The 26,300-nt window shown below is 69.4% G+C and carries 27 protein-coding genes; 7 read left to right on the top strand and 20 right to left on the bottom strand.

Annotated features, from left to right (window positions below):
* From ACFVW6_RS13480 to ACFVW6_RS13440, 9 genes are read right to left on the bottom strand one after another with little or no spacing between them, the layout of a single operon-like run.
* Positions 1 to 558 carry a hypothetical protein gene (locus ACFVW6_RS13480; protein ID WP_378827993.1) on the bottom strand — a complete coding sequence of 186 codons (558 nt, stop codon included), beginning with the start codon at positions 556 to 558 and terminating at the stop codon, positions 1 to 3.
* A 25-nt stretch (positions 559 to 583) separates the two neighbouring features.
* A complete protein-coding gene (locus tag ACFVW6_RS13475; protein WP_378827994.1) occupies positions 584 to 1,858 on the bottom strand; it encodes an MCE family protein in 1,275 nt (424 codons plus the stop codon).
* Positions 1,855 to 2,937, bottom strand: a complete 1,083-nt coding sequence (locus ACFVW6_RS13470) for an MCE family protein (RefSeq protein ID WP_378827995.1) — start codon at positions 2,935 to 2,937, stop codon at positions 1,855 to 1,857. The genes ACFVW6_RS13475 and ACFVW6_RS13470 overlap by 4 nt, the downstream gene beginning before the upstream one ends.
* Positions 2,934 to 4,028 (bottom strand): MCE family protein, encoded by a 1,095-nt coding sequence (locus ACFVW6_RS13465; protein ID WP_378827996.1) that lies wholly within the window; start codon positions 4,026 to 4,028, stop codon positions 2,934 to 2,936. Before ACFVW6_RS13465 ends, ACFVW6_RS13470 begins: the two co-directional genes overlap by 4 nt.
* Positions 4,028 to 5,092, bottom strand: a complete 1,065-nt coding sequence (locus tag ACFVW6_RS13460; protein WP_378827997.1) for an MCE family protein — start codon at positions 5,090 to 5,092, stop codon at positions 4,028 to 4,030. The genes ACFVW6_RS13465 and ACFVW6_RS13460 overlap by 1 nt, the downstream gene beginning before the upstream one ends.
* A complete protein-coding gene (locus ACFVW6_RS13455; RefSeq protein WP_378827998.1) occupies positions 5,092 to 6,117 on the bottom strand; it encodes an MCE family protein in 1,026 nt (341 codons plus the stop codon). Before ACFVW6_RS13455 ends, ACFVW6_RS13460 begins: the two co-directional genes overlap by 1 nt.
* 1 nt (position 6,118) lies before the next feature.
* Positions 6,119 to 7,483, bottom strand: coding sequence for an MlaD family protein (locus tag ACFVW6_RS13450; RefSeq protein WP_378827999.1), 1,365 nt, complete (start codon positions 7,481 to 7,483; stop codon positions 6,119 to 6,121).
* Positions 7,484 to 7,492: 9 nt separating this feature from the next.
* The gene (locus ACFVW6_RS13445; protein ID WP_378828000.1) at positions 7,493 to 8,356 is read right to left on the bottom strand and encodes an ABC transporter permease; all 864 of its coding nucleotides are present in this window, start codon (positions 8,354 to 8,356) and stop codon (positions 7,493 to 7,495) included.
* 1 nt (position 8,357) lies between these two features.
* Positions 8,358 to 9,164 (bottom strand): ABC transporter permease, encoded by an 807-nt coding sequence (locus tag ACFVW6_RS13440; RefSeq protein ID WP_355277173.1) that lies wholly within the window; start codon positions 9,162 to 9,164, stop codon positions 8,358 to 8,360.
* Positions 9,165 to 9,345: 181 nt separating this feature from the next.
* On the opposite strand from ACFVW6_RS13440, the gene ACFVW6_RS13435 reads away from it, so the two are divergent.
* Entirely contained in the window at positions 9,346 to 10,056 is a 711-nt protein-coding gene (locus ACFVW6_RS13435; protein WP_378828001.1) for a TetR/AcrR family transcriptional regulator, read from the top strand.
* Here ACFVW6_RS13435 and ACFVW6_RS13430 read toward each other — a convergent pair.
* Both ACFVW6_RS13430 and ACFVW6_RS13425 read right to left on the bottom strand, forming a co-directional pair.
* Positions 10,048 to 10,263 carry a hypothetical protein gene (locus ACFVW6_RS13430; protein WP_355276739.1) on the bottom strand — a complete coding sequence of 72 codons (216 nt, stop codon included), beginning with the start codon at positions 10,261 to 10,263 and terminating at the stop codon, positions 10,048 to 10,050. The two genes, ACFVW6_RS13435 and ACFVW6_RS13430, sit on opposite strands and share 9 nt — an antisense overlap.
* A gap of 11 nt (positions 10,264 to 10,274) precedes the next feature.
* Entirely contained in the window at positions 10,275 to 11,348 is a 1,074-nt protein-coding gene (locus ACFVW6_RS13425; RefSeq protein ID WP_355277171.1) for an oxygenase MpaB family protein, read from the bottom strand.
* Positions 11,349 to 11,712: 364 nt separating this feature from the next.
* On the opposite strand from ACFVW6_RS13425, the gene ACFVW6_RS13420 reads away from it, so the two are divergent.
* Positions 11,713 to 12,528 (top strand): DUF1684 domain-containing protein, encoded by an 816-nt coding sequence (locus ACFVW6_RS13420; protein ID WP_378828003.1) that lies wholly within the window; start codon positions 11,713 to 11,715, stop codon positions 12,526 to 12,528.
* Positions 12,525 to 13,547: an LLM class flavin-dependent oxidoreductase gene (locus ACFVW6_RS13415; RefSeq protein WP_378828004.1), complete on the top strand. Its 1,023-nt coding sequence runs from the start codon at positions 12,525 to 12,527 to the stop codon at positions 13,545 to 13,547. The genes ACFVW6_RS13420 and ACFVW6_RS13415 overlap by 4 nt, the downstream gene beginning before the upstream one ends.
* Here ACFVW6_RS13415 and ACFVW6_RS13410 read toward each other — a convergent pair whose 3' ends face one another.
* Positions 13,548 to 13,865, bottom strand: coding sequence for a GYD domain-containing protein (locus ACFVW6_RS13410; RefSeq protein WP_357348338.1), 318 nt, complete (start codon positions 13,863 to 13,865; stop codon positions 13,548 to 13,550). It lies immediately after the preceding gene.
* 127 nt (positions 13,866 to 13,992) lie between these two features.
* Positions 13,993 to 14,631 (bottom strand): TetR/AcrR family transcriptional regulator, encoded by a 639-nt coding sequence (locus ACFVW6_RS13405; protein ID WP_378828005.1) that lies wholly within the window; start codon positions 14,629 to 14,631, stop codon positions 13,993 to 13,995.
* Positions 14,632 to 14,814: 183 nt separating this feature from the next.
* On the opposite strand from ACFVW6_RS13405, the gene ACFVW6_RS13400 reads away from it, so the two are divergent.
* The 3 genes from ACFVW6_RS13400 (at position 14,815) to ACFVW6_RS13390 (ending at position 16,870) form a co-directional block, all read left to right on the top strand.
* Complete coding sequence (locus tag ACFVW6_RS13400) at positions 14,815 to 15,255, top strand: anti-sigma factor (RefSeq protein ID WP_378828007.1); 441 nt, start codon at positions 14,815 to 14,817, stop codon at positions 15,253 to 15,255.
* Between the two features lie 94 nt (positions 15,256 to 15,349).
* Positions 15,350 to 16,150: a SigB/SigF/SigG family RNA polymerase sigma factor gene (locus ACFVW6_RS13395; protein ID WP_378828009.1), complete on the top strand. Its 801-nt coding sequence runs from the start codon at positions 15,350 to 15,352 to the stop codon at positions 16,148 to 16,150.
* Between the two features lie 111 nt (positions 16,151 to 16,261).
* A complete protein-coding gene (locus tag ACFVW6_RS13390; RefSeq protein WP_378828011.1) occupies positions 16,262 to 16,870 on the top strand; it encodes a hypothetical protein in 609 nt (202 codons plus the stop codon).
* 42 nt (positions 16,871 to 16,912) lie between these two features.
* Here the strand turns inward: ACFVW6_RS13390 and fadD11 are convergent, their stop codons facing one another.
* From fadD11 to ACFVW6_RS13355, 7 genes are read right to left on the bottom strand one after another with little or no spacing between them, the layout of a single operon-like run.
* A complete protein-coding gene (gene fadD11, locus ACFVW6_RS13385) occupies positions 16,913 to 18,712 on the bottom strand; it encodes a fatty acid--CoA ligase FadD11 (protein ID WP_378828013.1) in 1,800 nt (599 codons plus the stop codon).
* Positions 18,713 to 18,733: 21 nt separating this feature from the next.
* The gene (locus ACFVW6_RS13380) at positions 18,734 to 19,666 is read right to left on the bottom strand and encodes an alpha/beta hydrolase (RefSeq protein ID WP_378828015.1); all 933 of its coding nucleotides are present in this window, start codon (positions 19,664 to 19,666) and stop codon (positions 18,734 to 18,736) included.
* Positions 19,663 to 20,544 (bottom strand): short-chain dehydrogenase/reductase, encoded by an 882-nt coding sequence (locus ACFVW6_RS13375; protein WP_378828017.1) that lies wholly within the window; start codon positions 20,542 to 20,544, stop codon positions 19,663 to 19,665. The genes ACFVW6_RS13380 and ACFVW6_RS13375 overlap by 4 nt, the downstream gene beginning before the upstream one ends.
* On the bottom strand, positions 20,544 to 22,004 hold the full coding sequence (locus tag ACFVW6_RS13370) for a flavin-containing monooxygenase (RefSeq protein WP_378828019.1): 1,461 nt from the start codon (positions 22,002 to 22,004) through the stop codon (positions 20,544 to 20,546). The genes ACFVW6_RS13375 and ACFVW6_RS13370 overlap by 1 nt, the downstream gene beginning before the upstream one ends.
* Before the next feature lie 2 nt (positions 22,005 to 22,006).
* Positions 22,007 to 23,527, bottom strand: coding sequence for an aldehyde dehydrogenase family protein (locus ACFVW6_RS13365; RefSeq protein WP_378828021.1), 1,521 nt, complete (start codon positions 23,525 to 23,527; stop codon positions 22,007 to 22,009).
* A gap of 28 nt (positions 23,528 to 23,555) precedes the next feature.
* Positions 23,556 to 24,617, bottom strand: coding sequence for a PDR/VanB family oxidoreductase (locus ACFVW6_RS13360; RefSeq protein WP_378828023.1), 1,062 nt, complete (start codon positions 24,615 to 24,617; stop codon positions 23,556 to 23,558).
* A 5-nt stretch (positions 24,618 to 24,622) separates the two neighbouring features.
* Positions 24,623 to 25,516 (bottom strand): metal-dependent hydrolase, encoded by an 894-nt coding sequence (locus ACFVW6_RS13355; RefSeq protein WP_378828025.1) that lies wholly within the window; start codon positions 25,514 to 25,516, stop codon positions 24,623 to 24,625.
* Positions 25,517 to 25,613: 97 nt separating this feature from the next.
* Here ACFVW6_RS13355 and ACFVW6_RS13350 point away from each other — a divergent pair, with 97 nt between their 5' ends.
* Entirely contained in the window at positions 25,614 to 26,228 is a 615-nt protein-coding gene (locus ACFVW6_RS13350) for a TetR/AcrR family transcriptional regulator (protein WP_378828028.1), read from the top strand.
* The last annotated feature ends 72 nt before the right edge of the window (positions 26,229 to 26,300 follow it).

Here is a 26,300-nt window from a genome sequence, read left to right as displayed (position 1 = left end):
TCACGGGGCGGGGCGCAGCAGGGGCGAGGAGACTTTGCTGGTCAGCCATCGGTCGCCGGACTTGGTCAGCGACAGGGTGATCGACAGCTGACCGCGCCGGGGCTGCTGTTGCGTCCCGACACTGGCGATGGACTGGTCGACGACGACGATCGCCTCGGCGGTGTCGGTGCCGCTGGTGGCGATCGCGCAGTCGACGGTGCCCGCCGTCGACTGCACCCGGCCCTGGACCAGCACCTCGCGCAGATCGGCACTGGTGGACTCGAATTCCTGTTTCCACCCGCCGGTGGCCCGATCGAGCACGGCGGCGAAGTAGGCATCGAGATCGGTGGCGTTGTAGGTCGACAGCACCGAGCCGTAGGCGCAGGCCGCCGCCCGCGCCTCGGTGCGCGCCCGGTCGAGTTCCCCGGCACGGTGGTGCTGCCAGCCGAAGTACCCGCCGGCGGCTGTGCCGCCGATGCCGAAGGCGACGGCCAGGGCGACCACGATCGAGGTGGTGCGCTTCCGGCTGCGCGATGGTGGTGCCGCGGCGGGGGCTGTCGATTCGTCGGTGTCGGTCATGGGGTTCCTTTCGGTAGCGGGGGCGTCAACGGCCGGGCAGCGGCGCGGACCGCTCGTCGCCGGTGCTGCCCGGCGGCGGTCCGGCGGTGTTGTCGGGCGTCGCGGGCCGTGGCGCGTTGGCCGACCCGCGTACCTGCTGCGCGGGATCGCTGGTGACGCAGTAGTTGTAGAGGCGGACGGTGCCGTCGGAGACGGTGGCAGGCGAGACCGGGATGGTGTCGTACTCGCAGAACGGTCGCGGCCAGATGTCCACCATCGTGTGGAAGGCGTTGTCGTGCGCGGGAACTCCGAGCAGCGCCGTGCCGGTGCGCAAGGCCGGGAACAGCGCCGTCAGCGCCGGTGTGCGCAGCCGGGCCGCCCGGGTGATGGCCCGCAGGTTGGTCACCAGGTTCGTGATCGGGTCGGTGGTCTCGGCGACCACGCCGCCCAGCGTCGCCAGCTGTCCGGGGCCGAGGTCGAGCAGGCGCCGCAGCTCCTGGTCGGCGGCGGCGAACTGCCCGAACAGCACGCCCGACCCTTCGACGAGCGTGCGCAGGTCCGGCTGGGCGTGCGAGGTCGTCTCCGCGATGACCGACAGCTTCTCGACGAGGTTGCGGGTCTGCGGAAGCAGTTCCGTCATCCCCACCATGGCCTGGCTGATCCCGCTGATCACGGTGCGCAACTGGTCCGGCCCACCGGCCAGCGCCCTGTCGAGTTCGGCGACGATGACGTTGAGCCGCTGTGGATTCAGGCCGCCGATGAAACCGGCCGTGTCGGTGAGGAACTCGTCGATGGTGACCGGTGTCGCGGTCCGGTCCCGCTCGACGATCGCGCCGTCGGACAGATACGGGGCGTCGTTGGAATCGGGCCGGAAATCGAGGTACTGCTCCCCCGCGGCCGACAATCGGGCGACGACGACAGCGCCGCCCGCGGGCACGTGATACCCGGCATCGATATCGACGACGGCGGTGACGCCGGTCCCGGACAACTCCAACGAACGCACCGTCCCGACCCGCACGCCACGGAAGGTGGCATCGGAATGCTCGAGCAGCCCACCGGAGCCGGCCAGTTCCACCCGGACGGTGAAGCTGTCCCGCCGCGGGTCGACCCGGATGACATCGACGAGCAGATATCCGCCGCTCACCAGCAACGTCAGCACCAGGCCCACCGCCGCGATGCCGTTGACGTGCTGTTTCGCCCAGCCTGCGGCCCGGAGCAGGTATTGCGCGGCGACCTCGAGTGCCACACCGGCGAACCAGATTCCGACGGTGAACACGAGCGCCAGCGTGAACCGGACGCTGCCACGGGGGTACTCGGTCATCGCCCACCACCCTGCAGCCGGCCGATCACCCGGGCGAGGACTTCGGCGAGGCTGCCGACGAAGGCGCCGGGGTCGGATCCGTCGGGCAACCTGCTGCCCTGCGGGTCGGTCAGGGCGCCGACGCTGAGATAGGAAATCGTCGCCGCGACCGCGAGGCTGGTGCCCTGGGTGGTCGCCAGCAGCGACGGGTGCAGCGCGTGCAGCTGGTCGAGCGCGCCGGCCAGGTTGTCGCCCATCTGGGTGAAGCCGGTCATCAAGGCCTGCACGCTGTCGAAGAGGCCGACGAAATCCGCGCTGCTGGTGGCCGTGAACTCACCGAGCGCGCCGAGGGTGGTCGAGACATCGGCGGTGAGCTCGGTGATGGCGCGATTGTTCTCGGTGAGCACCGAGATCAGCGGCGGGAAGGTGTCGGCGGCCTGGCCGAGCTCGGCTCTGCGCTGGTTGAGGGTGGAGCTGAGGGCGTCGAGACCGCGCAGGACGGCGTCGATCTGACCGGTTCGCTCGTTGAGCGCGGCGAGCGTGGCGGTCAGCTCGGTCAGCAGGTGCGCGAGCTGCGGACCGCGGCCCGCGAACATCGAGTTCGACTCGCTGGTGATCCGGGCCACCTGGCTGAGCGCGCCGCCATTGAGCAGCATCGACAGCGACATCATCAGTTCCTCGACCGAGGCGCCCGCCGAGGTGTGGTCCCGATCGATCACGTCGCCGTCGGCGAGCATCGGTGTGCCGGAACGGAGTTCGGGCAGCACGATCGCGACGTAGATGTCACCGAGCGGGGTCGGCTGGCGGAGCTCGGCCCGTGATCCGCGCGGCAGCCGGACATCCGCGCGGATCTCCAGGTCGACGGTGGCCACGAAATCGGTGGTGTCGAGGCCGGTGACGACGCCGATGTCGGTCCCGCCGGTCTTCACGTGCGCGCGATCGGGCAGGTTCAGCGCGTTGTCGAACAGCGCCCGCACCGTGTAGGTGGGGCCGTCGAGGCCGGGCTTGGGCAGCGGCATGGAGTCGACGGTCACCGTGCAGCCCGCGACCGAGCAGGCCGCCAGCGCCAGGATCACCGCGCGGGCGAGCCGGGGCCTCATCGGGTCAGTCCCAGCAGTGCGGCGAACAGTCCGAAGTCGGGCCCGAAGTCCTGGAGCTTGCCGGTCCGGCAGCCGTCGGCCCTGAGCTCGACCCGCTGGCAGAACAGCGCGAGCAACTCGTTGTCGAGCAGGCTCTTGTCCGTCAGCAGGTGCAGGCGCACCGCCTTGGCCTCGGGACTGACCGCGTTGCCGAGGTTGTCGAGGAACAGCGGTGCGATGTCGACGATCTCGGTGAGTCCGCGGGCATGGTCGCGCATCTGCGCGGTGATCGTGATCAGGCGCAGCAGCGCGTCGGTCAGCGGTTGCCGGTTCTCGCCGACGACGGCGCTGGTGTTGGCGACGAAGTCGTTGATCTGGGTGAGCACGGCCTGTAGTCCCGGGGACTGCTCACGCATCAGCGTGACCAGCTGGGTGAGCCGGGCGCTGAAGTCACGGACGGTCGCGTCGTTGTCGGCGAGGATCTGGGTGACGTCGTTGAGCCGGACGATCGCGTTGGCGATCTGGTCCTTGTTGGCCAGGGTCACGTCGAAGGCGCCGGCGAGCGCGTCCAGGGTTTCGCGAATGCGGTCACCGTTCCCGTCGAGCAGCGGGAACAGCACCCGGCTCGCCATCGGACCATCGGAGTTGTTGCCCGCCAGCGCCTTTCCGATGTCGTCGAAGTTGCGCAGGATGCGGTCCAGCTCGACCGGGGTCCTGGTGCGGGCGAACGGGATGTGGGCGCCGTCGGACAGGGTGGGGCCGCCGGTGTAGGCGGGGGTGAGTTCGATGTGCCGGTTGGTGATCATCTGCGGGGAGACCAGCGCCGCGATCACGTCGGCCGGCACGTCGACCTCGGGGTCGACGACCATGTGCACCTGCACGTACTCGCCTTGGGGGACCAGCGCGGTCACCCGGCCCACCGGCATGCCGAGGACGGAGACCTCGTTGCCGACGTACAGGCCCGCGACATTCTCGAAATCCGCCGTGATGGTCTTCTCGCGGCCGAGCAGCCGGTCCGGCAGCGAGGTCAGGCTGTGCGGCAGCGCCGAGCAGCCCGACAACAACAGGGCGACGGCGGCCACGACGGCCAGCCGGACGAATCTCGTGCGCATCAGCGGCACCCCTCCACGGCCTGAACGGCACACAGCCAGTTGTCGGGGAACATCCACGGCAGGTAGAGCTCCCCGTACGGGCCGTTGCCGAGGGAGTTGTTGAACTGCCGCAGCGTGACCGGCATGATCTGGAACAGGTTGTCCAGGTTGGCCTTGTTGTTCTGCAGGCCCGCCGACATCGTGTTCAGATCGGCGATCAACGGCGCGAGCTGTCCCCCGTTGTCGATCCCCATCGCCTGCAGGTCCTTCGAGACCGCGGCGATACTGTCGAGCAGCTGGGTGACCAGGGTCTGCCGCCGGGCGACCGCGTCGCCGATGGCCTGGCCGCGGGTCAGCAGCAGGAGAACGGCATTCTGGTTGTCGGAGACCACGCTGGAGACCTTGTCGATATTGCGCAGCAGCTGCTCGACCTCGTCCCGGCGCTCGCTGATCACCTGGGCCAGCGAACCCACCGAGTCCAGCGCCGCCGCGGTCAGCTGCGGCGAGTCGCCCATCTGCCGGGCGAGCGCGTCCAGTGATGCCCGCAGGGCCACGGGGTCCACCCGCTCGAGGTGCTCGAAGGAGTGGGTGTACTTGTCGTCGTTGACGACCTTGGCCAGGTTGTAGGGAACTTCGGTCCGGTCCAGGGGAATTCGCTTGCTTTCTGGTGCCGAGGGCGCGCCCGGATCGAGTTCGACGTGCATCCGGCCCAGGATGGTCGACATCTTGATCGCGGCCCTGGCGTCGTCGCCGACCCGGATGCCGTTGTCGATCGAGAGCGCGGCCTCGATCCGGTCGCCGGCCAGTCGCGTCGACTTCACCGTGCCGACTTCGATGCCCGCGATATCGACACTGTCGCCGGCCCGGAGCCCGGCGGTCTGGGCGAATTCGGCGTGCACGGTGCGGTTGCCGAGGTCGAATCGGGTGAGCGCGCTCGAGCCGAACAGCAGTACCAGCACCGCCGCGCCCGCGCCCAGGCCGAGCCACCAGTGGCGATTGTCCGCGAAGCTCGGTATCGCCTGCCACAGTCGCCGCGCCGTGGGCAGCAGCGCGCGCAGACGCTCGGATGGTCGGGTGAACGTCATTACCGGCATACCTCCGAATGGGAATTGCCACCGATCTGGGTCAACATCCCGGGCGGCAGCACCACACCCCACAGCGAGACGTCGAGACTGCAGACATAGGAGTTGATGTAGGTGCCGTTGCCGCTGATCCGGGCGAGGCCGGCCAGGACGAACGGCAGTTCGGCGGCGGTGATGTCGAGTCGCGCGCCGTTGGCGATCAGCAGGCGCACGCCCTCGTTCGCGGACTGCTGCGCCTGCGCGAGCCCGGGCCTGATCCGGGCGATGAGATCGGCGAGCTGCCTGGTCGACCCCGAGGCCTGCTCGACCGCGGACGCGAGCGTCGTGCCCTGCTCGTAGAGCTCGACGGTGAGGGTGCGCGACTGGGTGATCAGTGTCTCCAGCTCACCGCTGCGGTTGGCCAGACCCTCCACCACCCCACCGAGATTGGTGATCACCTGGCCGAGGATCTCGTCCCGGTCGCGGAAGGTACTCGCCAGCTGCGCGGCCTGGGTGACCAGCGCGCTCAGCGATACCCCGTCACCCTGGAGGGCCTGAATCAGGGTGTGCGACAACGAGTTGATGTCGTCGGGCTCCAGGGTCGCGAACAGTGGCTCGAAGCCCGCCAGCACCGTGGACACATCGAAGGACGATTCGGTGCGCTCGTAGGGAATGGTCCCGTCCGGCGGCAGCCGGTCCCCGCCACGGTCCCCGGCGGCCAGCGCGACGTACCGCTGCCCGATCAGGTTCTGGTAGCGGATCAGCGCCTTGGTCGTGGTGGTGAGCTGATGGCGTGACTGCACGCGCAGCACCACCGACGCGCGGCGGTCGGCGTCGAGTTCGATGGCATCCACTCGGCCGACACGGATTCCGGCCATGCGGACGTCGTCGCCCACCCGCAGACCGAGCACATTGCCGAACGTCGCGGTGTAGCGGACGGTGTCGCCGCTGACTCCGCGCTGCAAGGTCGAGAAGATCGTGTAACTGGCTACCAGGGCCAGCCCGACGAACAGCGTCAAGATCAGCAGGGCGGTGCGGGTTTTCATCATGTCAGTTCCCCCTCGGCGGTGCGTCGGCGTAGGTGACCTGGACTGCCCCGTCGGCCAGGACCGGCGTGAGCAGCACCAGTTGCGCGGCGTTCGGCGGTCGCCCGACGAGCGCCTCGATGGCTTCGACGCCGTGCAGCGACGCCGGTGCGGTGGCCGACGCCGGGGCGGCGGGGCCGGGGACGACCGCGTTCGGTGTCAGGCCGGGGATCGCCGGGACGCCGGGGAGCACGGGCGGTGGGCCCGCCGCTTCCAGCCTGCCCGGCAGCAGCTGGGTCGGAATGTGCTGCTCCGGCGCGGTATACGGCACCGTCGCTCCGCCGCAGCGCGGCCCGGCGAGACTGCCGTATCGGGGGCAGTCCGCCGCGGTGTACTGGGTGAACGGGGTGAAGCTGACGTCGACGACCCAGCGCATCTGCCGGTCGGGTCCCCAGTTGAAGACGGTCGCCAGCTTGCTCAGCGCGGTGTCGAGATTGGCGACCGCGGTGCCGATGGCACCGGAGTCGGCGGCCAGCGCGCCGAAGGTCTCGTGCAGCCCGCCGACCAGTTCGGGTCCTGCGTCCGGATTGCGCTCGAAGAGGGTGTTGGTGACACCGACCGCGCCGCGCGCGGCGGTCAGCAGCGCGATCAGGTTCGCGCGTTTCTCGGTGAGGGTGCGCGCCGCGGTCACCGACGAGACGAGGGTGTCGACCAGCTGCGGCGCGGACTCGTTGACCGCCGACGCGGCGGCGCCGAGATCGCCGAGCAGGTCGCCGATCCCCGGTGTCGCCCGGACCTGGGTGGTCCAGGTGTCGAGTCGTTCGATGGTGGAGCCGGGCATGCGGTAGCTGGGGTCGAGCGCGTCGGCCAGCGTGCCGAGGACGGTGGCCAGCCGGATCGGATCGATGGCGTCGAGCACGGTCCGCAGGGTGGTCAGGGTCGTCTGCAACTGGGCGCCGACCTCGCTGGTGTCCTGGGTGACGGTGGCGCCGTCGCGCAGCGGGTCCGGTGCTGGGCCGTTGTCGACGAGTTCGACCGCCGTGACGCCGAAGATGTTGTTCGGCACCACCCTGACGGTGACCGTGGCGGGAATGCGCTGGGCCAGTGCGGGTTCGATGCGCAACCGCACCTCCTGACGCTCGCCCCGCGCGGCGATGTCGGTGCCGGCGACCTGGCCGACCAGCACCCCGCGGAAGGTGACGTCGGCGCGCTGGGGGACGCCGTCGCCGGTGCTGGTCATCCGGGCGGTCACCTCGACGGTGTCGAGGAACTCGCCGTTGTAGCGCAGGCCGAGCAGGTAGACGACCGCGGCGAGGAGCACCGCGATGAGCACGCCGAACAGGCCGAGTCGCAGCGCACTCGGGCCGCGGCCACTGGGATCGAGGATCATGGCCGCCGCCTATCCCGTGATCCGGATGCCGGGGTCGATCCCCCAGATCGACAGGGAGAACAGGAGATTGACGAACACGACGGTCACGATGGTCATCCGGATCGCCCGGCCGGAGGCGACTCCGACCCCCTCGGGTCCGCCCGCCGCGGTGAAGCCGTAGTAGCACTGGATGAAGGTCGCCACCGCGGCGAAGACGATGATCTTGAGGATCGAATAGGCCACGTCCACCGGGTCGAGGAACTGGTGGAAGTAGTGGTCGTAGGTGCCCAGCGTCGTCCCGCCGAGGAAGGCCACGGTGAATCGCGTCGCGAGGTAGGCGACGGCCAGGCCCGCGGTGTAGAGCGGCACGATGGCGACGACCGCCGCCAGCATGCGCGTCGTGATCAGGTAGGGCAGCGGCCGGATGGCGATGGACTCCAGGGCGTCGATCTCCTCGGAGATCCGCATCGAGCCCAGCTGCGCGGTGAACCGGCAGCCGGCCTGGGCGCCGAACGCGAGGGTCGCCAGCAGCGGCGCCAGTTCCCGCGTGGTGGCGAATCCGGAGATCGCGCCGGTCAGCGGGCTCATGGTGAGCAGGTTCAGCGCGGTGTGCGACTCCATGCCGACGGTGATCCCGCCGAAACCGCAGAGGATGACCACGACGCCGATCACCCCGCCGCCGACGATCAACGAGCCGTTGCCGAAGCTCACGTCGGTGATCAGCCGCAGCAGCTCCTTCCGATAGTGCCTGAGCACGAAGGGAACAGCCGCGACCGCCTGCAGGAACACCAGTCCCTGATGGCCGAGCCGCACCGGCACGGTCGCCGGCGCGGTGGCGGCGGCGCGCAGCCGGGAGAGCGGCCGCAACAGTGGTGGAACGTAACCGGACGCCATCTCAGAGCACCTTCGACGGGAACACCGCGTTGTAGAGCTGGGTGAGGATGATGTTGGCCGCGAACAGGACGATCGCGGAGTTGACGACCGCGGAGTTCACCGCGTCGGCCACGCCCGCCGGTCCGCCCCGGGTGTGCAGCCCGGTGTCGCAGGCGATGATCGCCGCCAGCGCGCCGAAGACCGCGGCCTTGACCATCGCGACGACCAGATCGGCGGCCACCGCGAAGGAGGCGAAGGTGCCGACATAGGAGCCCGGCGTCCCGTCCTGGATGTAGACGTTGAACACGTAGCCGGTCGCGAAACCGACGAACACGACCAGCCCGCACAGCAGGGTGCTGATCACGACGGCCGCGGCCAGACGCGGGGCGACCAGGCGGCGCACCGGATCGACGCCCATCACGACCATGGCGTCGATCTCCTCCCGGATGGTGCGCGAACCGAGATCCGCGCAGATCGCCGACCCCACCGCGCCGGCGATCATCAGCGAGGTCACCAGCGGGGCGCCCTGGCGGATGATGCCGAGCCCGTTGACCGCGCCGATGAAGGTGGTCGCCCCGACCTGGCTGACGAGCGAGCCGACCTGGATCGACACCACGACGGCGATGGGAACGGCGACCAGCAGCGTCGGCGTCGCCGACACACTGGCCATGAACGCGCACTGCTTGACGAATTCCGTGGCCGGAAAGCGCCGGGTGACCAGCGCGCGGATCAGTTCGGCCAGCGCCCGCCCTGTCATCAGGACCTGGCGCCCGGCCGTCTCGACGGCCCGTTGCGGGTGGTCGCGCCAGTAGGTCAGCCCGAAGGTGATGACCTGATCACGGGCATCTTCGCCCGGTGGTGGAGCTGTAGTCGACGACTGCTGCACGATGGTTCACTCTCCGCGGACATTTTCTACGGTGAAGTAGTTAGGAATTACTACGCTAGAGTAGATATATGGACACTGACGGCGCCGACAACGCGGCACCCTGCCGGTGGGGGATCATTTCTCGATGAGCATCGAAGAGGACACCGACGGCGTCTGGCGGATCGCTCCGCCGCGCCCGGCCCGGCCGCGGCGCCGCAACGGACCGCGACTACCGCCGGAGGAACGCCGCGAGCAACTGCTCGACGCCGCCCGCGCGGTCGCGGGCCGGGACGGCTTGGCCGAGCTCACGATGCAGGCGGTGGCCAAGCAGGCCGGCGTCGCCAAGCCCGTGCTGTACGCGATCTACCCCACCGCACCCCAGCTGCTCGACGCCCTGCTGCGGCGCGAACACTCCCGGGGCATCGCCCAGGTCCTCGAGGCCCTGCCCGCCGGCTTCGACGACGCCGACCCGGACGTGGAATTCGAGGAGGCCGTCATCGCGTTCCTCACCGCCGTCCAGGACGATCCGGTGCGCTGGCGGTTGATCCTCATGCCCGCCGACGGCGCCCCCGCCTCCTACCGCGGCCTGCTCGCCGGCGCCAGGGAGAAGGTCGTCGCACGCTGCGCCCAGCTGCTCGAGACGGGCATCGCGCGGCGCGGTGGACCCAGGGACGTGGATGTCGAACTGGCCGGTCGCGTCATGCTGGGGTTCATCGAATCGCTCGGCCGACTGGTGCTGTCGAATCCGGAACTCGCTTCCCCCCAGGCACTCCGGCCCACCGTGCGGGCGCTGACCAGGACACTGCCCAAGGCCGAGAACGCGCGGACGCCACCCGAGCATCCGGCGTCACCGTAACCGGATGTCGGAGATCAGCAACGGCGGCCAGGCGATGATCTCGCCGATCGCCGAGAACAGCTTGTCGAAGCCGTGCAGTTCGGCGAGGTGCTCGTGGTGATAGCCCAGCCAGAACAGCCCGATCAGGAAGTACGGCACGCCGAAGGCGATGCCGAGGAAGATGAGCTGGCGCAGGCTGATCCGATAGCCGAGCAGTTCTTTGATCATCACCGCTCCCCTTACGCGATCTCGCCGAGCACGGCCTGCGACTCGATCAGCCCCTGGTCGTCCGGCGCTTCCCCGCGACCGAAGACCCTGGCCCGCTGCTTGTCCCGCAGTGCCTGATGGGCCTGTGCGGGAATGTCGTAGCCGTAGCGCTCCTGTGCCTGACGCGGGGTCATCGTGGTCGCGTTCACCGGCGGGATCTTCAGCAGTACCGGACCGGCCACCGGCACCGACATCGGCGAGATCAGCCGCAGCAGCTGAATCTGCAAGCGCGCGTTGAGACTCACCACCGTGAACGCGACGCTCATCGGCGTGGTGACGAGCGCGTCGAGCAGCCTGCCGGTCGGTAATCCGGCCATCTCCCGCATCCAGCGCGGCATGGTGGCCAGGGTGCCCCGGCGCAGGAAGGCGTAGACGATCTTGAAGATCGGCCGGAGCGGCAGCGGGATCTCCGGCATCATCACCTCCGCCCGCAGCAGGTGCCGCATCGCCTTGCGGGCGATGTCGGACCCGATCAGCTGCGGGCGCATCCGCTCGAAGTACTCGCTGATCCCGGCCCTGGTGCGCGGCACGTCCGCCGGGTCGCAGGTCTGGAGTTCCGCCGCCCGCGCGCACTCCGCCCAGTACTGCAGCTCGTCGGCCTCGCTGAGCCGGCCCGGCCCGTACTTCTCGTAGGCGACGAGGATGGAATGCCATGCCGTCAGGTGAATCCACAGCTGGGACTGCGGATCGTTCGCGTCGTAGGACCGCTGGGTGACGGGGTCGACGCCGATCCCCTTGGAGTGGATCTTCACCAGGATGTCGGCCGCGTGCGCGGTGGACCGGCTGTCGGCGAACATCACCATGGCGAAATACCGCAGGGTGCGGTCGTAGCGGGTACGCGGCCGGTCGTAGATGGCATGGGTGGCGTCCACCGAGGCGACCAGCGCCGGGTCCAGCTCCTCGATCACCACCGCCCGCTGGAAGCCGACCGTCAGGCTGGTCGGGTAGCTCCAGACCTGCCACGCGACCGACTCCGGACCGAAGAAACCGTAGTCCTCCGCGGGCGTCAGTGGGGGTATCGACAGCCACTCACGCAAGGACGCCATCGTTGCCATCGCGAGCTCCAATCCATTTACTACTCATGCGTAGAAGTATTACTACGCGTGAGTAGAAACGATAGACCCACGATGGACGCCCAGTCAACGGTTCGAGCGGAAAAAGTCACCTACTGACCCAGACAGCTACGGGACGTATGTACCACTAGAACATGCTGCACTAGGCCATAGTTGACCAAGTATCCGCTCAACCTCCCCCGGAGTCCGCCTGGAATTGCGGGGAGTCTTGCCTACCAACCCAGACAGATCGACTATCGACGGTCATACCGCGGCAGCGCAGGGCCGGTCGGTCGAATTGTGTTCGGGCTGAGTGGAATCCTGTCCGTCGGCCCCCGCATCGGATTCCATCGATGACATGGCTACCCAGGCGACCGAGACCGACGCGTTCACCAGCGAGTGGCAGGAGTGGCACCGCCGACAGGAGGCGCTCCTGTCCGATCGGCACGGATTCCTGGCCATCACGAGTCTGCACTGGCTCGGCGAGACTCCCGAACGGTTCGACGACGCCCCCGGCGCCTGGTCCACCGGCGCCGACGGCGTGGTGGTCGTCCTCGACGAAGGCGAAGAGCTCAGCATCGACGGCGAGACGGTGCGCGGCCGGTACGCGTTCGGCGTCATCCCCGAGCGCGGCGGCGTGAACGCCGCCTGGGGTGACGCGGTGATCGAGGTCGCCAAGCGAGGCGGCAACGACATCGTGCGGCCACGGCATCCGGACAACCCCCTGCGCACGGCTTTTCGTGGTACACCCGCCTTCGCGCCGGACCGCGCATGGGTGGTGACCGGCCGCTATGTGCTCTTCGACGCGCCACGGCCGACGACGGTCGGCGCGTCGGTGGAGGGGCTCGAGCACGTCTACGACGCACCCGGACAGGTCGAGTTCGAGATCGACGGTCAGCCATTGCGGCTGACCGCGTTCCCCGGCAAGAACCCCGGGGACCTGTCGGTGCTGTTCACCGACGCGACCTCCGGCGTCACCACCTACGCGGCGAACCGGGTCGTGCAGGTGCCGACGCCTGCGGCCGACGGCACGGTGGTGCTCGACTTCAACCGCGCGGTGAACCTGCCCTGCGCCTACACCGATCTGGCGACCTGCCCGCTGCCCCCGGCGGAGAACCGGCTGCCGATCGCGGTCGAAGCGGGCGAGCAGATCCCCTACGAGCGCCGGGGATGAGCACGCCGCGGATCAGCTCGCTGGCGTTTCTGACCCCGGGCAACTACCTCGACGAGGATCCGTACACCGGCCTCGAGGACACCCTGCGGCTGTTCGAGTACGGCGAGCGTCTGGGGTTCGACGGCGCGTGGGTCCGGCAGCGGCATCTCGAGCACGGGGTCGGTTCGGCGGCGGTGTTCCTGGCCGCGGCGGCCCAGCGCACCAGCCGGGTGGAGTTGGGCACGGCGGTCATTCCGATCGGATACGAGAGCCCGTTCCGGCTGGCCGAGGACCTGTCGCTGGCCGACGTACTGTCGCAGGGGCGCCTGCAGCCGGGGTTCAGCGCGGGGACACCGCCGCATGCCGACCTGATCGGCGATCTGGTCTTCGACGGCGACTGGCGCACCTTCGACCTGTCCTACGGCCGGGTCGCCCGGCTGGTCGAGAACCTGCGCGGCCACTACCTGGGCGACGCCGACACCGTCATCCACTCGCCGGGCAACACCCAGCGCCCCCGGCTCCAGCCGCACAGCCCCGGCCTCGCCGATCGCGTCTGGTACGGCGGCGGGAGCACCCGGTCGGTGCGCTGGGCCGCGGAGAACGGGCTGAATCTGCTCAGCGGCAATATCGTCTTCGGTGATCGCAGCGACAACTTCGCGACCGCCCAGCGGGGCCTGATCAGCGACTACCGCGAGCGGATCGATCCGGCGCGACCGGCGCGCGTCGCGGTCGGCCGGGTCGTGGTTCCGTTCGACAGCGCCGATCGCGCGACCCGCGAGCGGTACCGGGCCTACGCCGCGAGCCGCCACGAACGCACGCTCGGACCGCAGGGCGAGCGGCGGGTGCTGTTCGCCCCCGATGTCGTCGGGACCGCCGAGCAGATCCTCGACCAGCTGCGCGCCGATCCGGTGCTCGCGCTGACCACCGAACTGCGCCTGGAATTGCCGTACGAGTTCCATCGTGCGGACTACGAGCAGATCCTGCACGACACGGTCACTCTGATCGCTCCCGAGCTCGGGTGGAAACCCGCGCTCGGCTAGTTACTCCGGCGGTCGATAGGTGACATCCAGCCCCGTCGCGGCATCGATCTGCTCGGGGGTGAGCAGGCCGACGGTGTGCGAGACGGCGGCACCGGCGGCCGCGGTGCGGATCGCGAGCGCCGCGGCGGCCACCTCGTCGGGGACGTCACCGATCACGAACAGATCGTCGTCGCCGAAGGCGAAATAGCAGGCTTCCACCCGCCCGCCGACGCTCTCGACCATCTCGGTGATGGCCGCGCGGCGAGCGCTACCACCCTGTGCGAGGAGGCCGTTGGCCCCGTCTTGCAGATAGCTGACCCGCCACATGTACTTCGGCATACCTTCGAGCCTCCTCGGACTGGGACGCGATCTCGGCGTCAAAAGCCTAGGTCACGACGGGGCGCGACACGGAAAGGCGCGGCCGCAATGATGCGCCACCGTGACGATGGCGATACGCGTGTGAGCGCTAGTCCGCGCGGGCACCGGTGCCGTGCAGGGTGAGGGTGTCGTCGATGCAGCGCGCGATGAACGCGTCGTCGAGCGGCTCGTCGCCGACCAGCAACCGGAAATACAGTGGCGCGGACAGGGTCTCGAGCACATCGCGCGGCCGCACCGTCGCGGGCAGTTCTCCGCGCTCGACGGCCTTGGTGATCACCTGGGAGCTTCGTTCGAAACGATCGTTCCAGAACTTGCGGCGGGCGGCGTCGACCTCGGGATCGGCCGAGAGCGCGATGGTGGTCCCCACCAGCCGCGCGATGCCGGGGCGGGTGATCAGGTGGGAGATCTGCTCGGCGAGCACCAGCAAGTCGGTGCGCAGGGCGCCGGTGTCGGGCGCGGGGTTGCCGACGGCGGCGAGCTCGGTGACCGCCTCGGCGATCAAGGCGGTGCGGGTGCCCCAGCGGCGGTAGATCGTGGTCTCGGCGACCCCGGCGCGGGCGGCGACGTCACCGATGGTCAGACCCTCGATGCCGTGCTCGGCGACCTGCTCCAGGGTGGCCGTCAGCACGGCTTCACGCACCCGCGCCGAGCGTCCCCCGGTCCGCTTGCGCGGGCCCGGTACTGCCACCGGCTGCTCGTCGTCGGTCTCGGGTGCACGCTGCGCCATGCTCCCAGTTCTACTCGACGACGGCGGCGTGCGCGGCCACGGCCGCGTCGACGTGCGCCCCGATGATCCCGCGAATGCGTCTAGGCTCGGCGAACGGCGATTGGCCCGGCGTGGTGTGGGTACGCGCCGGGTGGAGCTCATCACACGGGAGTTCACCGGTCAGCGACGACGAAGGGAGGCGGCGTGCGGAACGGCAACCAGGACGGCGCGCCGCGATCGCGGGCCGTCGGCTTCACAGTTCCGGCCGAACTCGACCAGTTGGCCATGGCGCACGCTCTCGCCGAGACGATCCTGCTCATCGAGGGATTCGCCCTCGACGAGGTCACCGACCTGCTGCTGGCCCTGGACGAGGTGGTCACCGCGCTGGTGCTGGCCGCTGTCCCGGGTTCACACCTCGAGTGCGTGTTCACCGGGCGCGACGGCGCGCTCGGCGCACGTGCCTCCACCCTCGCGCGGACGCCCTCGGCGATCGACGAGAACGCCTTCGGCTGGCACGTGGCGGCGACGCTGACCGACGCGCTGGCTACGGAGTACGGCGAGTACGACCCGGCACGCGACGGCTACCCGACGACCATCGAATTCGGCTGGATTCGCCGAGCTCACAGGCCTGCGCTGCCCGAGTAGCCCGCCGCCGAGGCATAGCCACGGTGGTGCTGGGTACCCCATTGTCATCCAACTCCGCCCGGAAGCGAGGCACGTGGCGATGACAGTGGAAACGATGACGGCAGCCGAGACGGGTGTCCGGCGATCCCGGTCCAGCGGCGACAGCTACGACAACATCGAACCCTGGTTCGAGAAGCTGGGGGCGCTCCCCCCCGACGACGAACACCACGAGGCCCTGCGGGCCGAGGTGATCCGGCGGTGCCTACCGCTGGCCGACCACATCGCCCGCAAGTTCACCGGCCGTGGCGAGGCGTTCGACGATCTGGAGCAGACGGCCCGGGTCGGGCTCGTGCTCGCCGTCGACCGGTTCGACGTCACCCGGGGCTTCACCTTCCTGTCCTTCGCGATCCCCACCATCATGGGTGAGGTCCGCAGGCACTTCCGCGATCGCACCTGGGCCGTGCACGTCCCGCGCAGGCTCAAGGAGATCCAGCTGCGGATCGGTCCGGCCACCGAGGAACTGTCCCAGCGCCTCGGCCGGATGCCGAACGCGCCCGAGCTGGCCGCGGAACTCGAGGTCGAGCTGGACGAGGTCACCAGGGCGCTCGTGGCGAGCAACGGCTACCAGACCAACTCGATCGACGGGATCACCGACGACGATCGCGACAACCCGGCGCCGCCGATCGCCGACACCCTCGGCGCCGACGAACCCTGCTACGAGCTGACCGAGAACGCCATCGCGGTGGCGCCCCTGATCGCCGCACTGCCCGCGGAGAGCAAGCGGGTGCTGGTGATGCGGTTCTACGAGAACCTGACGCAGAGCCAGATCGCGGAACGCCTCGGGGTGTCCCAGATGCAGGTCTCACGCATCCTGGCCAAGACGCTGGGCGACCTGCGCGAACAGGCGCTGGGCTGACATCCCATAGCCACCGCACGGTGTGAGCGAGGCCGCTCACATCCCGGTAGCGCCTGGTCGTCCGACCACGATCTGCACGGTGACGGATGTGGACTCGGGAAGGACATCACGGTGGCTGGACGGCATCGAGCAGTGAGCAAGCGCGGCAAGGCCTTGCGCGGACTTCCCGTGGCGGTCGCGCTGCCCGCGGCGATCGCCTTCGGCATCGGGCCGGGCGCCGCCCAGGCCGCGCCGGTGGAGACCGTCTCCTACACCCCTGACCTGCCGGATTTCGCGGCCCCGCAGGCCGAGGAGGCCGCGTTCGAGACGGCGGCGACGGACCTCGAACACCGTGCCGCGCAGCCGATCTCCTTCGTCGATGACGAGCCGTACCTCGGTGCCGACACGGAAACGGTTGTTCCGCAGCAGAGCATGGACGCCCGGCCGATCGCGACGGCGGCCCCGATCGCGAGCCCGATCGAGAACGCCACCTTCCTCGGCTCGACGGCCGGGCAGGTGATCGGCGGCCTGGCCGGTGCCGGGCTCGGCGCGGCGGGCGGCGCGGCGCTGGCCACTCCGCTGGCGGTCCCCACCGCGGGCCTGGGCGTCCCGGTCGGCGCGGTCGCGGGCGGCATCGTCGGTGGTGTGGTCGGTACCTATGCCGGTTACTACGCCGGCGCCTACCTCGGCACCCTGGTCGCCCAGCAGGCACCGCAGATCATCCCCAACGTGCTGCCCTGACCGGCGTGCGGTGGCGGGCCCGGGTGGCCCGCCACCGGACGGCTATACCGGTTGCTGGACCTGGACGGGCGGGTTGTCGGCGTAGAGCTCGGCGATCTCGGCCGTGTATTTCTCGGCGATCACCTTCCGCTTCAGCTTCATGGTCAACGTCACCTCGTCACCACCGGCCTCCCAGAACACCGGCAGAATCCGGAAACGCTTCACCTGCTCGACCCGCGACAACTTCGCGTTGCCCGCCGCCACACCCGCCGCGATCTCCTTGACCACCTCGGGATTCACCGCCAACGCCGCAGCCGAGGCATCGGGCAGATTGTGCTGGGCCGCATACGGTTCCGCGCTCTCGGCATCGATGACGATCAACGCGGTGTTGTAGGCCCGACCATCACCGATCGTGGCCATCGCACCGATCAACGGAGTCGCCGCCTTGATCGCGTGCTCGATCGTCGTCGGCGACATGTTCTTACCGGACGCGTTGATGATCAGTTCCTTCTTCCGATCGACCACCCGCAGATACCCGTCGTCATCGACGGTCACCACATCACCGGTACTCAGCCAGCCCTCGGCGTCGACAGCCTCGGCCGTCTTCTCCGGTTCACCGCGATAGCCCTTCATCACCAGCGGGCCCTTCACGAGCAGTTCCCCGTCCTCGGCGATCCGCGATTCCATGCCCGCGAGCAGTCGCCCGACCGTCCCGAGCCGGGTCTCGCCCGGCGCGCTGACACTGCAAATGCACGACAGCTCCGACATGCCCCAGATCTCCGAGATCGGCACCCCGAGCCCGGCGAAGAAACCCAACGTCTGCGGCGGGATCGGCGCCGCGCCCGAGAGCGCGAAACGCAGCCGATCGAACCCCAGCTTCGCCCGCAGCTTCGACAACACCAGCTCGTCGGCCTTGGCCCACTCGGCGGCGACCTCGTCGGGAACCGGCTGTCCGGCCAGCTGATACCCACTGCGCTTGGCACCCACCGCCAGCGCCCACTGCATGCCCTGCTTGCGCGTCTCGTCGGGCTCGTTCGCGACGACGAATTCGATAGCGGCCTTGAGCTTTTCCCACACCCGCGGCACCGCGCCCCAGATGGTCGGGCGCAGATCCGCCAGCGCGGCCGCAATCAGCTTCGGGTCCGACACCGCGGTGACCTGGGTGCCGAACACCTCCTGGAGATACAGCGCGGTGAGCCGGTCGGCGATGTGCGCGCTGGGCATGAACGAGGTGATCGAATCACCGAACTCGAAACCGAGCACATCACCCAGGCCATAGGCCTGGAACATCAGGTTCGCGTGCGTGGTCTCCACACCCTTGGGGTTCCCGGTGGTGCCCGAGGTGTAGATCAACGTCGCCACATCACCGGGCTCGACCGCCCGCCAGGACGCGTCGAAGTCGAAATCCGCTGCGCCGCCTGCGATCATCTCGGCGACCGGCACCGTGCCCTCGACCGCGTCGTCGAGACAGACGATGTGGTCCAGCGGCACCCCGCTGTCACGCAGTCGCGGCACGTACTGCGGCTCGCAGATCACCACGCGCGCGCCCGCGTTGCCGAGGACATGGGCGAGTTGCTCGGCGGAGAGCGTGTTGTAGACCGAGAACGACGTCGCGCCCACATGCTGAGCACCGACCTCGAGCGGATAGAACTCGACGCGATTGCCCATCATCAACGCGACGGTGTCACCGCGCCGCACGCCCAGCGCCGCCAGACCCGCCGCCGCGGCACGCACACCGTCGGCGTACTCGCGCCAGGTTATGGTCTGCGCGTCACCCGGAGTACGCAACGCGACGGCGTCGGGATCGATGGTCGCGTTGTACTGGAAAGCGGCACAGAGGGTTTCGAAACGTGGTGTCGACATAGTGTGTGGTTCTTCCGTGTATCAGACCGCGGTCGCGGCCGGTGATTCGAGCAAGGAGGTGACGAAGCGACCCGCGGCGCCGAAGGCGAAGCGGGCCTCGGGAGCCAAGGCGGGCATGACCTGGAAGACGTGCATCTGGTCCGGCCACACCTGGAGTTCGCAGGCCCCGCCGACCTGCCGGAGGCGATCGGCCAGTTCGATCGCGTCGGCGGCGAAATACTCGGCCCCACCGGTCTGGATCAGCGTGGGCGGCAGCGTCATGCCCCGTTCCGGCCGCAGTTCGAGGCGATCGCTGGTGAAGTGCGCGACCGCCTTGACCGACAGCGCGTAGGAGATCACCCCGTCGCGATTCCGGTCGCCGGTATGGGCGATCCGCAGACCGAGGTCGGCCATCGGCGAGAACAGCACGAGGCCAGCGGGGCCGGGGATCCGCAGCCGGGCGTTGGCGAGGGCTAGATCGGCGGCGAGGAATCCCCCGGCCGAATCGCCCGCGACCACGATCCGGTCCGGCGCGAACCCACGGCGCAGCAGCCACCGGTACGCCCGCGCCACGTCGAGCTGGGCGCACGGGCTCGGATGTTCCGGCGCCAGCCGGTAGTCGGCGACGAACACCGGGGTGCGGGTCGTCGTCGACAGGCGCGACGCCACCCCGCGATACGCGGCGACCGAGCCGGCGACGAAGCCACCGCCGTGCACGTACAGGATCACCGCGTCGAGGCGATCGGTCTTGGGCCCGGTGACGAACTCACCGCGGACCGCGCCGTCGTCGACCCGGTGCACCGACGTGCCCGCCAGGCTCGGCCCCACCACCCGCATCGCCGCCTCGATCACGAATCGGGCCACCGGCAGGGTCGCGGTGTTGACCGGGAGCGCGGCGGCCAATGGCTTGACCGTGTGTTCGGCCACCAGCCGGGTTGCCCTGGTCCGCAACGAGCCCCGGTCCGGCGCGGTCACCGGCCGCTCCGCCGCTCGACCCGGTCGAGCAGGTCCTTGACCTTGCCGCTGCCCGCGAGCTGCGCGTCGAGTACCACGTTGACCAGGCCGCGCAGCAGCGCGTAGGGCTCCCACCCGCTGGGGGCGATGGTGCGGGCGGCGCGGCGCGCGATGCCGTCGGCGATCACGGTCGCCGCGTATGTCGCGCTGATCCGGACGTTCAGCGGCCACGGCAGCAGCTCGTCGAGTTCCCGGCCGAGATCGTCCTGGTCGAGCATCGCGTGGGTCATCTCGGTGTCGACGACGCCGAAGTAGGCGATGCCCGCGCTGGCGCCCGCCGCGGCGAGTTCCACCCGCAACGCGCGCCCGAACTGCTCGACCGCGGCCTTGCTCATCATGTACGGCGACCCGGCCATGCCCGGCGCGAACGACGCGCACGACGAGACGACGACCACGTGCCCCGCGGCGGCGACGATGTGGTCGAGGGCGGGATGCACGGTGTTGAAACAGCCTTCGAGATTGATCGCCATCACCCGGTCGAAATCCGCCGGGTCCATCGTGCGGACGGTGGCGGGCTTCGGCGTGACCCCGGCATTGGCGACGACGACATCCAGGCGGCCGAAATAGTCCACCGCGAGCTGTGTCGCGTCGGCCATCGCCCCGCGATCACGCACATCGGCCACGATTGCCAGCGCCCGGGAACCGAGACGCTGCGCGGCAGTCTTGACGGCGATCTCATCGATATCGACGAGCGCGACGAACGCCCCACGGTCGATGAGGATTTCGGCCAGCGCGAGCCCGATGCCCTGACCCGCGCCGGTGATCAGGACCACCTTGTCGCGGACATCGAAGGACCGGCGACCGAGCAGGTTCGACGGAGTGAGCGCGGTGATGTCCATCAGGCACTCACCTCGTAGGACGAGGCGTCGAACACGCTGGTGCGCTTGCGGTATTCGAAACTCCAGCTCGGGTAGAGCCCGGCGTTGCGACCGTCCGCGGTCGTGTAATAGCTGTCACAGCCACCGGTGAGCCACACCGTGGACGCGCTGCGCCGGTGCATCTCCTCGACGAAGCGGTCCTGGACGTCCTGGCGGACCTCCACCCGATGCGCGCCCTTGTCGTGCAGCGTCCGCAGCGCGTCGACGATGTAGGCGACCTGGGATTCGATCATGAACACCGCCGACTGGTTGCCCACCGCGCCGAACGGGCCCAGCGTCAGGAACAGGTTGGGGAATCCGGCGATGGCGGTGCCGAGATAGGTCCGGCGCTGCTTGCGCATGACGTCGCCGACCGACATCCCGTCACCATCCATGACCCGGTCGAAGAACGAGGGCGCCGGATCGAAGCCGGTGCCGTAGATGATGGTGTCGACCGGGATCTCGACCCCGGCGCGGGTGACGACGGAATGCGGCCGCACCTCGGCGATGCCGTCGGTCACCACCTCGACGTTGTCCCGGTCGAGCGAGGGCAGGTAGGCGTCGGAGAAGATCGCTCGCTTGCAGCCGATCATGTAGTCCGGCGTCAGCTTCGCCCGCAGCTCCGGATCGCGCACCTGACGGCGCAGCTGCCAGCGGCCCAGCAGCTCGTACGGGTGCCGGAAGCGGTTGTCGACGAAGCCGACCAGGCCGAATCCTTCGATCGCCGCGTACCAGGCGCTGCGAATCGCTCTGCGCGCCAGCGGCACCCGACGCAGGACGAAGCGCTCCAGATCCGGGATCGAGCGGTCCATTCGCGGGATGATCCACGGCGCCGAGCGCTGGAACACGGTCAGCGCCGCCACCTTCGGCTGGATCTCGGGCACGAACTGGACCGCCGAGGCGCCGGTGCCGATCACCGCGACCCGCTCGCCGGTGAGGTCGTGGTCGTGGTCCCAGTGCAGGGAATGAAAGGTCTTGCCCGCGAAGGTGTCCAGGCCCGGCAGCGTCGGGTACTTGGCCTCGGCGAAGATGCCGGTCGACGAGATCAGGTAGTCCGCGGTGAGCGCACCCCGCGAGGTCTCGAGGTGCCACAGCGAGCGATCCTCGTCCCAGCGGGCCTCGAGCAGTTCGGTGTTCAGCCGGATCCGTGGCACGACATCGAATCTCGTCGCCACGTCGCGCAGATAGGCGAGAATCTCCGACTGCTTGCCGTAGGTCCGTGACCAGTCGGGATTGGGCGCGAAGGAATAGCTGTAGAGCTGGGACGGCACATCGCAGGCGCAGCCCGGGTAGGTGTTGGCCTGCCAGGTTCCGCCCAGATCCGCGGCGCGTTCGAGGATCGTCAGATCGTCGAATCCGGCCTCGCGCAGTTTGATCGCGAGCGCGATGCCGCCGAATCCGGCACCGATCACGACGATGTGACGGTGTTCGGTTGCTGCCATGATTACCGATTCCTTCCGTGCAGCACGGTGACCAGGCGATCGACGAGGGCGTCGGTGGTCTCGCCGCGGGTGAACGTGGTCAGCGCGGGCGGCATCGCGAAGCGCTGACGGGTGGTCGCCTTGGCGTAGGTGAACTCCTTGAGTCCGTCCTCGCCGTGCACGCGGCCGAAGCCGGAGTCACCGACGCCGCCCAGCGGCAGGCGCGCGATGGTGGCATGGGCGACATAGGCGTTGATGGAGGTGCCGCCCGCGCGGATCCGGTCGGCGATCCGCCGGCCGTTGCGCCGGGAGAAGACGGTGCTGCCCAGCCCGTAGGGCCCGGCGTTGACCCGCTCGATCGCCTCGTCCATGTCCCGCACCCGGGTGACGGTGAGGGTGGGGCCGAAGGTCTCCTCGGTGACGGCGAGCGCGTCCTCGGGAACCCCGACCAGGATGGTGGGTTGCACGAACTGACCGTCGATCGCGTGGGCGCCCCCCAGCAGGGCCCGCGCGCCGCGTGCCAGCGCGTCCTCGATGTGGTGGCGGATGATCTCGATCTGCTTGGGCATGGTGATCGGGCCGATCTTCGCCGCGCCGGTGCCCGCCCGCAGATCCGTCGCGCGGTCGAGGAGTTCGGCGAGGAAGTCGTCGTAGACGTCGGTGTGCACGTACACCCGCTCCACCCCGAGACAGGTCTGGCCCGCGTTCGACATGCCGCCCCACACCGCGGCGTCGGCGGCCGCGGCCAGGTCGGCGTCGGCGTCGACCACGAGCGCGTCCTTGCCACCGAGTTCCATCAGCACCGGCGTGAGCGTCTCCGCGCACGCGGCCATGACCCGCTTGCCCGTGGCGGTCGAGCCGGTGAACCCGATCTTGCCCACCCCGGCCCGGCACAGGGCGGCGCCGGTCTCCCCGAGGCCCGTGATCACCTGGAACACCGGCTGTTCCGGCACCACCGCCGCGAAACGCTCGGCCAGCCAGTGCCCGACACCCGGGGTGTACTCGCTCGGCTTGAACACCACCGCGTTGCCCGCGGCGAGGGCGAACGACACCGAACCCAGCGGCGTGAACACCGGATAGTTCCACGGCCCGATCACACCGACCACCCCGAACGGGCGGTACTCGAGTGTGCATTCCTGATTCAGGGCGAGCAGCCCCGGGCGGACCGCGCGCGGGCCGAGCACCCGGCGCGCGTTGCCCGCCGCCCAGGCCAGATGTTCGAGCGCCATGGCGATCTCGAGCCGCGCGTCCGAGCGCGGCTTGCCCATCTCGGTGTGGATGAGCTCGGCGAGTTCGGCCCGCCCCCTGGTGATCTCGGACCGCCAGGCATCCAGTCGCCGGGCCCGCTCACGGAAGCCGATCCGCGACCACCAGTCCGCGGCCCGGCGCGCGTCGGCGACCGTGGCCGCGACGTCGGACGCGGTGTGGATCGGATACGTGCCGACGACCTCGCCGGTCGCCGGTGAGACGACGTCGAAGGTCGAGTCCTCCCGCGCGGTAACAGAATTCACAGATTCCGCGGAAGAGAGTGTTGTTCGCCCCATGGACGACCCTTTCTCGTTCATGCCCTGCTCAGAGATCGAGGACCAGGGATTCGCCTGCCGCGCGGGACACGCAGGTCAGCATGTGGTCGCCGCGCTCGGCGTCGAGGAGTTTGCGGTCGCGGTGGTCGACCTCGCCGGCCAGGACCGCGACCTTGCAGGTGCCGCAGAAGCCCTGCCTGCACGAGTACACGGCGTCCGGCTGGACCCGGGTGATGGCGGACAGGGCGGTCTCGTCCGCGCCCACCCGGACCGTGGCCCCCGATCGCGCCAGCGTGATCGCGAATTCCCGACCGTCGACCACCGGGGCCGCGGAGAACCGCTCGGTGTGCAGCGAACCCGTCGGGTTGACGGTGAAGGCGTGGCGGTGCGCGGCGTCGAGGACCGGCGGCGGACCGCAGACGTAGATCGCCGCACCGGGCGCGGCCCGGCCGAGCAGTTCGCCGACGTCCGGGGTGCCGAACTCGTCGTCGGGGCGGATGTCGATCCGGCGACCGCCGAGAACGGCCAGTTCGTCGAGGAACGGCATGGTCGCCCGCGAGCGCCCGAGGTAGATCAGCTGCCAGCGCGCCCCCGCGGGGGCCGCCGCCCGGACCATCGGCAGGATCGGTGTGATCCCGATCCCGGCCGCGACGAACAGGTACGACGGCGCGGCGATGAAGTCGAACGCGTTGCGCGGGCCGCGGATTCGCAGCGCGTCGCCCACGGCCAGCCGGTCGTGCACCTCGATCGATCCGCCCTCGCCGTCGGCGATGCGGCGCACCGCGATCCGGTAGCGATGGCGATCGTGCGGGTCACCGCACAGCGAGTACTGGCGTTGCTTGCCGGAGGGCAGCACGATGTCGAGGTGCGAGCCCGGCCGCCACGGGGGCAGCGGCGCGCCGGTCGGCGAGGTCAGGGTGAGACAGGTGACGTCGACCGCCACCGGCTCGATTCCCGCGACGGTCACCGGAATCTCGAAGCCGGTGTGCCGCACCGGGTTCGGTCGCGAAATGAGCGATGCCGCGCGCCCGGAGACGAACAGCTGCCGATAGCCGTCGGCGACGGCGCCGATCGCGCGCAGGGCGGCGGGCGGGGTGTACCGCTCGGTCATCGCCGTCACTGCTCGGCCGCCCGCGCCGCGGGCGAATGCGCGAGATAGCGCAGCGCGCGATCCATGGGCCCCAGCTGGGACGGATGGAAGCCCGGTCGCAGGTAGCGCGGGATCTCGGTGAGGAACAGACCGAAATTCGGCATGATGCCGCGAGCGGTCGCCCGCACCAGCTGCACCGGCCAGAACGGGCCCTTCTTCGGCGACGGGTCCTTGGCGTAGAGGTAGGCCGAGGACAGGATGAAGGTCGCGAGCAGACTGGTGCTGGCTGCCACCGCGGTGCGCGCCTTGCGCGCGTAGCCGCCGTCGACGTACATGTAGGCGTCGTAGACCACGCTGCGGTGCTCGACTTCCTCGGCGCCGTGCCAGCGGATCAGATCGAGCATGGTCGGGTCCATGCCGAGGTCTTCGAACTTGTCGTTCTCCAGCAGCCATTCGCCGATGACGGCGGTGTAGTGCTCCATCCCGGCGAACAGCGCGAGCCGCTCCTTGAGCCATTCCTCCTTCGCCCGGCCGGTCAGGCCGTGGTCGCCGAGGATGCGATCGACGAACCAGGCGAAGGTCTTGACCATCGAGTCGACGTCGAGGCCGATGGCCTGGAGGTGATCGCGCGCGCCGGCGTGACTGCTGGCGTGCATCGTCTCCTGGCCGACGAAGCCCTGCACCTCTTCGCGCAGCCGCTGGTCGTCGATGTAGGGCAGGGCCTCGGCGAGCGCCTGGGCCATCGCCCGTTCGCCTTCCGGCAGTACCAGGTGCATGACATTGATGACATGGGTCGCGAAGACCTCGCCCGGGATGTAGTGCATCGGCACATCACCGAAGTCGAAGTGCACGTCTCGCGCGTGGATCGCGTGCGCTTCCTCGCGGTGATGACGCCTCGTTGCGTCAGCGGAGTGAGCCATGCCTCAACCGTACGATGCAACACAAATGATTGCAATGTTGCAGCAACAAATTGTGTGGATATGTTGCACCGAGCCCCGAGTTGCTACCGTGGTTCCCATGACCGCGGCGTCCCCCACCTCGACGAACACCCCCGACACCGACGATTCCGCGGCGGCGCGCATCCTCGACGCGGCGCTGGTCCAGTTCGAGCAGGTGGGCGTCAAGAAGACGACGATCGAGGACATCGCCCGCCAGGCCGGCGTCGACCGGGCGACGGTGTACCGCCGGGTCGGCTCCCGCGACGACGTGGTCACCGCGGTGTTCGCACGGGAGGTCGCGCGGGTGCTGGCCGACCTGCGGAGCCTGCCGGGCAAACACGACAACCTCGACGACCTCGTCGCCGACATCCTCGTCACGGTCGTCGGCCGGTGGCGTGATCACCCACTCGTGCAGCGGCTGCTGGTCCTCGAACCGGACCGGGTGATGCCGCACCTCACCACCGACAGCGCGTCGACCTTCACCATGTCGATCCTGACCACCGAATCCATGCTGCGGGAAGCGATCTCGGCCGGGCTCCTGCCCGAGACACCGGACCTGCTCACCCGCGCCGAGGTGCTGTGCCGGGTGGTGCACTCGATGATTTTGGCCCCTTCCGGCCTGCTCCCCTTGCGGACCGACGAGGAACTCGACGCCTTCGCCCGCACCTATCTCGTGCCCATCGTCACCCGCTGACCCCCGCCGACTGACCCCACCGTCCGGCCGAACGGCCCGACGGCGCCTCGCGCCGGATCATTTCACTGGTCT

The sequence above is a fragment of the Nocardia sp. NPDC058244 genome (assembly GCF_042882065.1).
GTDB lineage: Bacteria > Actinomycetota > Actinomycetes > Mycobacteriales > Mycobacteriaceae > Nocardia.
Note: the sequence above shows the minus strand (reverse complement) of the source record. Positions and strands in the feature narration are given on the sequence as shown.

Excerpts from the sequence above, each read along its gene's own strand:
- ACFVW6_RS13350 (WP_378828028.1), top strand. The coding sequence starts at position 25,614 with ATGACCGCGGCGTCCCCCACCTCGACGAACACCCCCGACACCGACGAT.
- fadD11 (WP_378828013.1), bottom strand. The coding sequence starts at position 18,712 with ATGTCGACACCACGTTTCGAAACCCTCTGTGCCGCTTTCCAGTACAAC.
- ACFVW6_RS13455 (WP_378827998.1), bottom strand. The coding sequence starts at position 6,117 with ATGATGAAAACCCGCACCGCCCTGCTGATCTTGACGCTGTTCGTCGGG.
- ACFVW6_RS13410 (WP_357348338.1), bottom strand. The coding sequence starts at position 13,865 with ATGCCGAAGTACATGTGGCGGGTCAGCTATCTGCAAGACGGGGCCAAC.
- ACFVW6_RS13365 (WP_378828021.1), bottom strand. The coding sequence starts at position 23,527 with ATGGGGCGAACAACACTCTCTTCCGCGGAATCTGTGAATTCTGTTACC.
- ACFVW6_RS13420 (WP_378828003.1), top strand. The coding sequence starts at position 11,713 with ATGGCTACCCAGGCGACCGAGACCGACGCGTTCACCAGCGAGTGGCAG.
- ACFVW6_RS13395 (WP_378828009.1), top strand. The coding sequence starts at position 15,350 with ATGACGGCAGCCGAGACGGGTGTCCGGCGATCCCGGTCCAGCGGCGAC.
- ACFVW6_RS13465 (WP_378827996.1), bottom strand. The coding sequence starts at position 4,028 with ATGCGCACGAGATTCGTCCGGCTGGCCGTCGTGGCCGCCGTCGCCCTG.
- ACFVW6_RS13370 (WP_378828019.1), bottom strand. The coding sequence starts at position 22,004 with ATGGCAGCAACCGAACACCGTCACATCGTCGTGATCGGTGCCGGATTC.
- ACFVW6_RS13415 (WP_378828004.1), top strand. The coding sequence starts at position 12,525 with ATGAGCACGCCGCGGATCAGCTCGCTGGCGTTTCTGACCCCGGGCAAC.
- ACFVW6_RS13450 (WP_378827999.1), bottom strand. The coding sequence starts at position 7,483 with ATGATCCTCGATCCCAGTGGCCGCGGCCCGAGTGCGCTGCGACTCGGC.
- ACFVW6_RS13460 (WP_378827997.1), bottom strand. The coding sequence starts at position 5,092 with ATGACGTTCACCCGACCATCCGAGCGTCTGCGCGCGCTGCTGCCCACG.
- ACFVW6_RS13425 (WP_355277171.1), bottom strand. The coding sequence starts at position 11,348 with ATGGCGTCCTTGCGTGAGTGGCTGTCGATACCCCCACTGACGCCCGCG.
- ACFVW6_RS13435 (WP_378828001.1), top strand. The coding sequence starts at position 9,346 with ATGAGCATCGAAGAGGACACCGACGGCGTCTGGCGGATCGCTCCGCCG.
- ACFVW6_RS13470 (WP_378827995.1), bottom strand. The coding sequence starts at position 2,937 with ATGAGGCCCCGGCTCGCCCGCGCGGTGATCCTGGCGCTGGCGGCCTGC.
- ACFVW6_RS13475 (WP_378827994.1), bottom strand. The coding sequence starts at position 1,858 with ATGACCGAGTACCCCCGTGGCAGCGTCCGGTTCACGCTGGCGCTCGTG.
- ACFVW6_RS13355 (WP_378828025.1), bottom strand. The coding sequence starts at position 25,516 with ATGGCTCACTCCGCTGACGCAACGAGGCGTCATCACCGCGAGGAAGCG.
- ACFVW6_RS13360 (WP_378828023.1), bottom strand. The coding sequence starts at position 24,617 with ATGACCGAGCGGTACACCCCGCCCGCCGCCCTGCGCGCGATCGGCGCC.
- ACFVW6_RS13430 (WP_355276739.1), bottom strand. The coding sequence starts at position 10,263 with ATGATCAAAGAACTGCTCGGCTATCGGATCAGCCTGCGCCAGCTCATC.
- ACFVW6_RS13445 (WP_378828000.1), bottom strand. The coding sequence starts at position 8,356 with ATGGCGTCCGGTTACGTTCCACCACTGTTGCGGCCGCTCTCCCGGCTG.
- ACFVW6_RS13405 (WP_378828005.1), bottom strand. The coding sequence starts at position 14,631 with ATGGCGCAGCGTGCACCCGAGACCGACGACGAGCAGCCGGTGGCAGTA.
- ACFVW6_RS13375 (WP_378828017.1), bottom strand. The coding sequence starts at position 20,544 with ATGGACATCACCGCGCTCACTCCGTCGAACCTGCTCGGTCGCCGGTCC.
- ACFVW6_RS13480 (WP_378827993.1), bottom strand. The coding sequence starts at position 558 with ATGACCGACACCGACGAATCGACAGCCCCCGCCGCGGCACCACCATCG.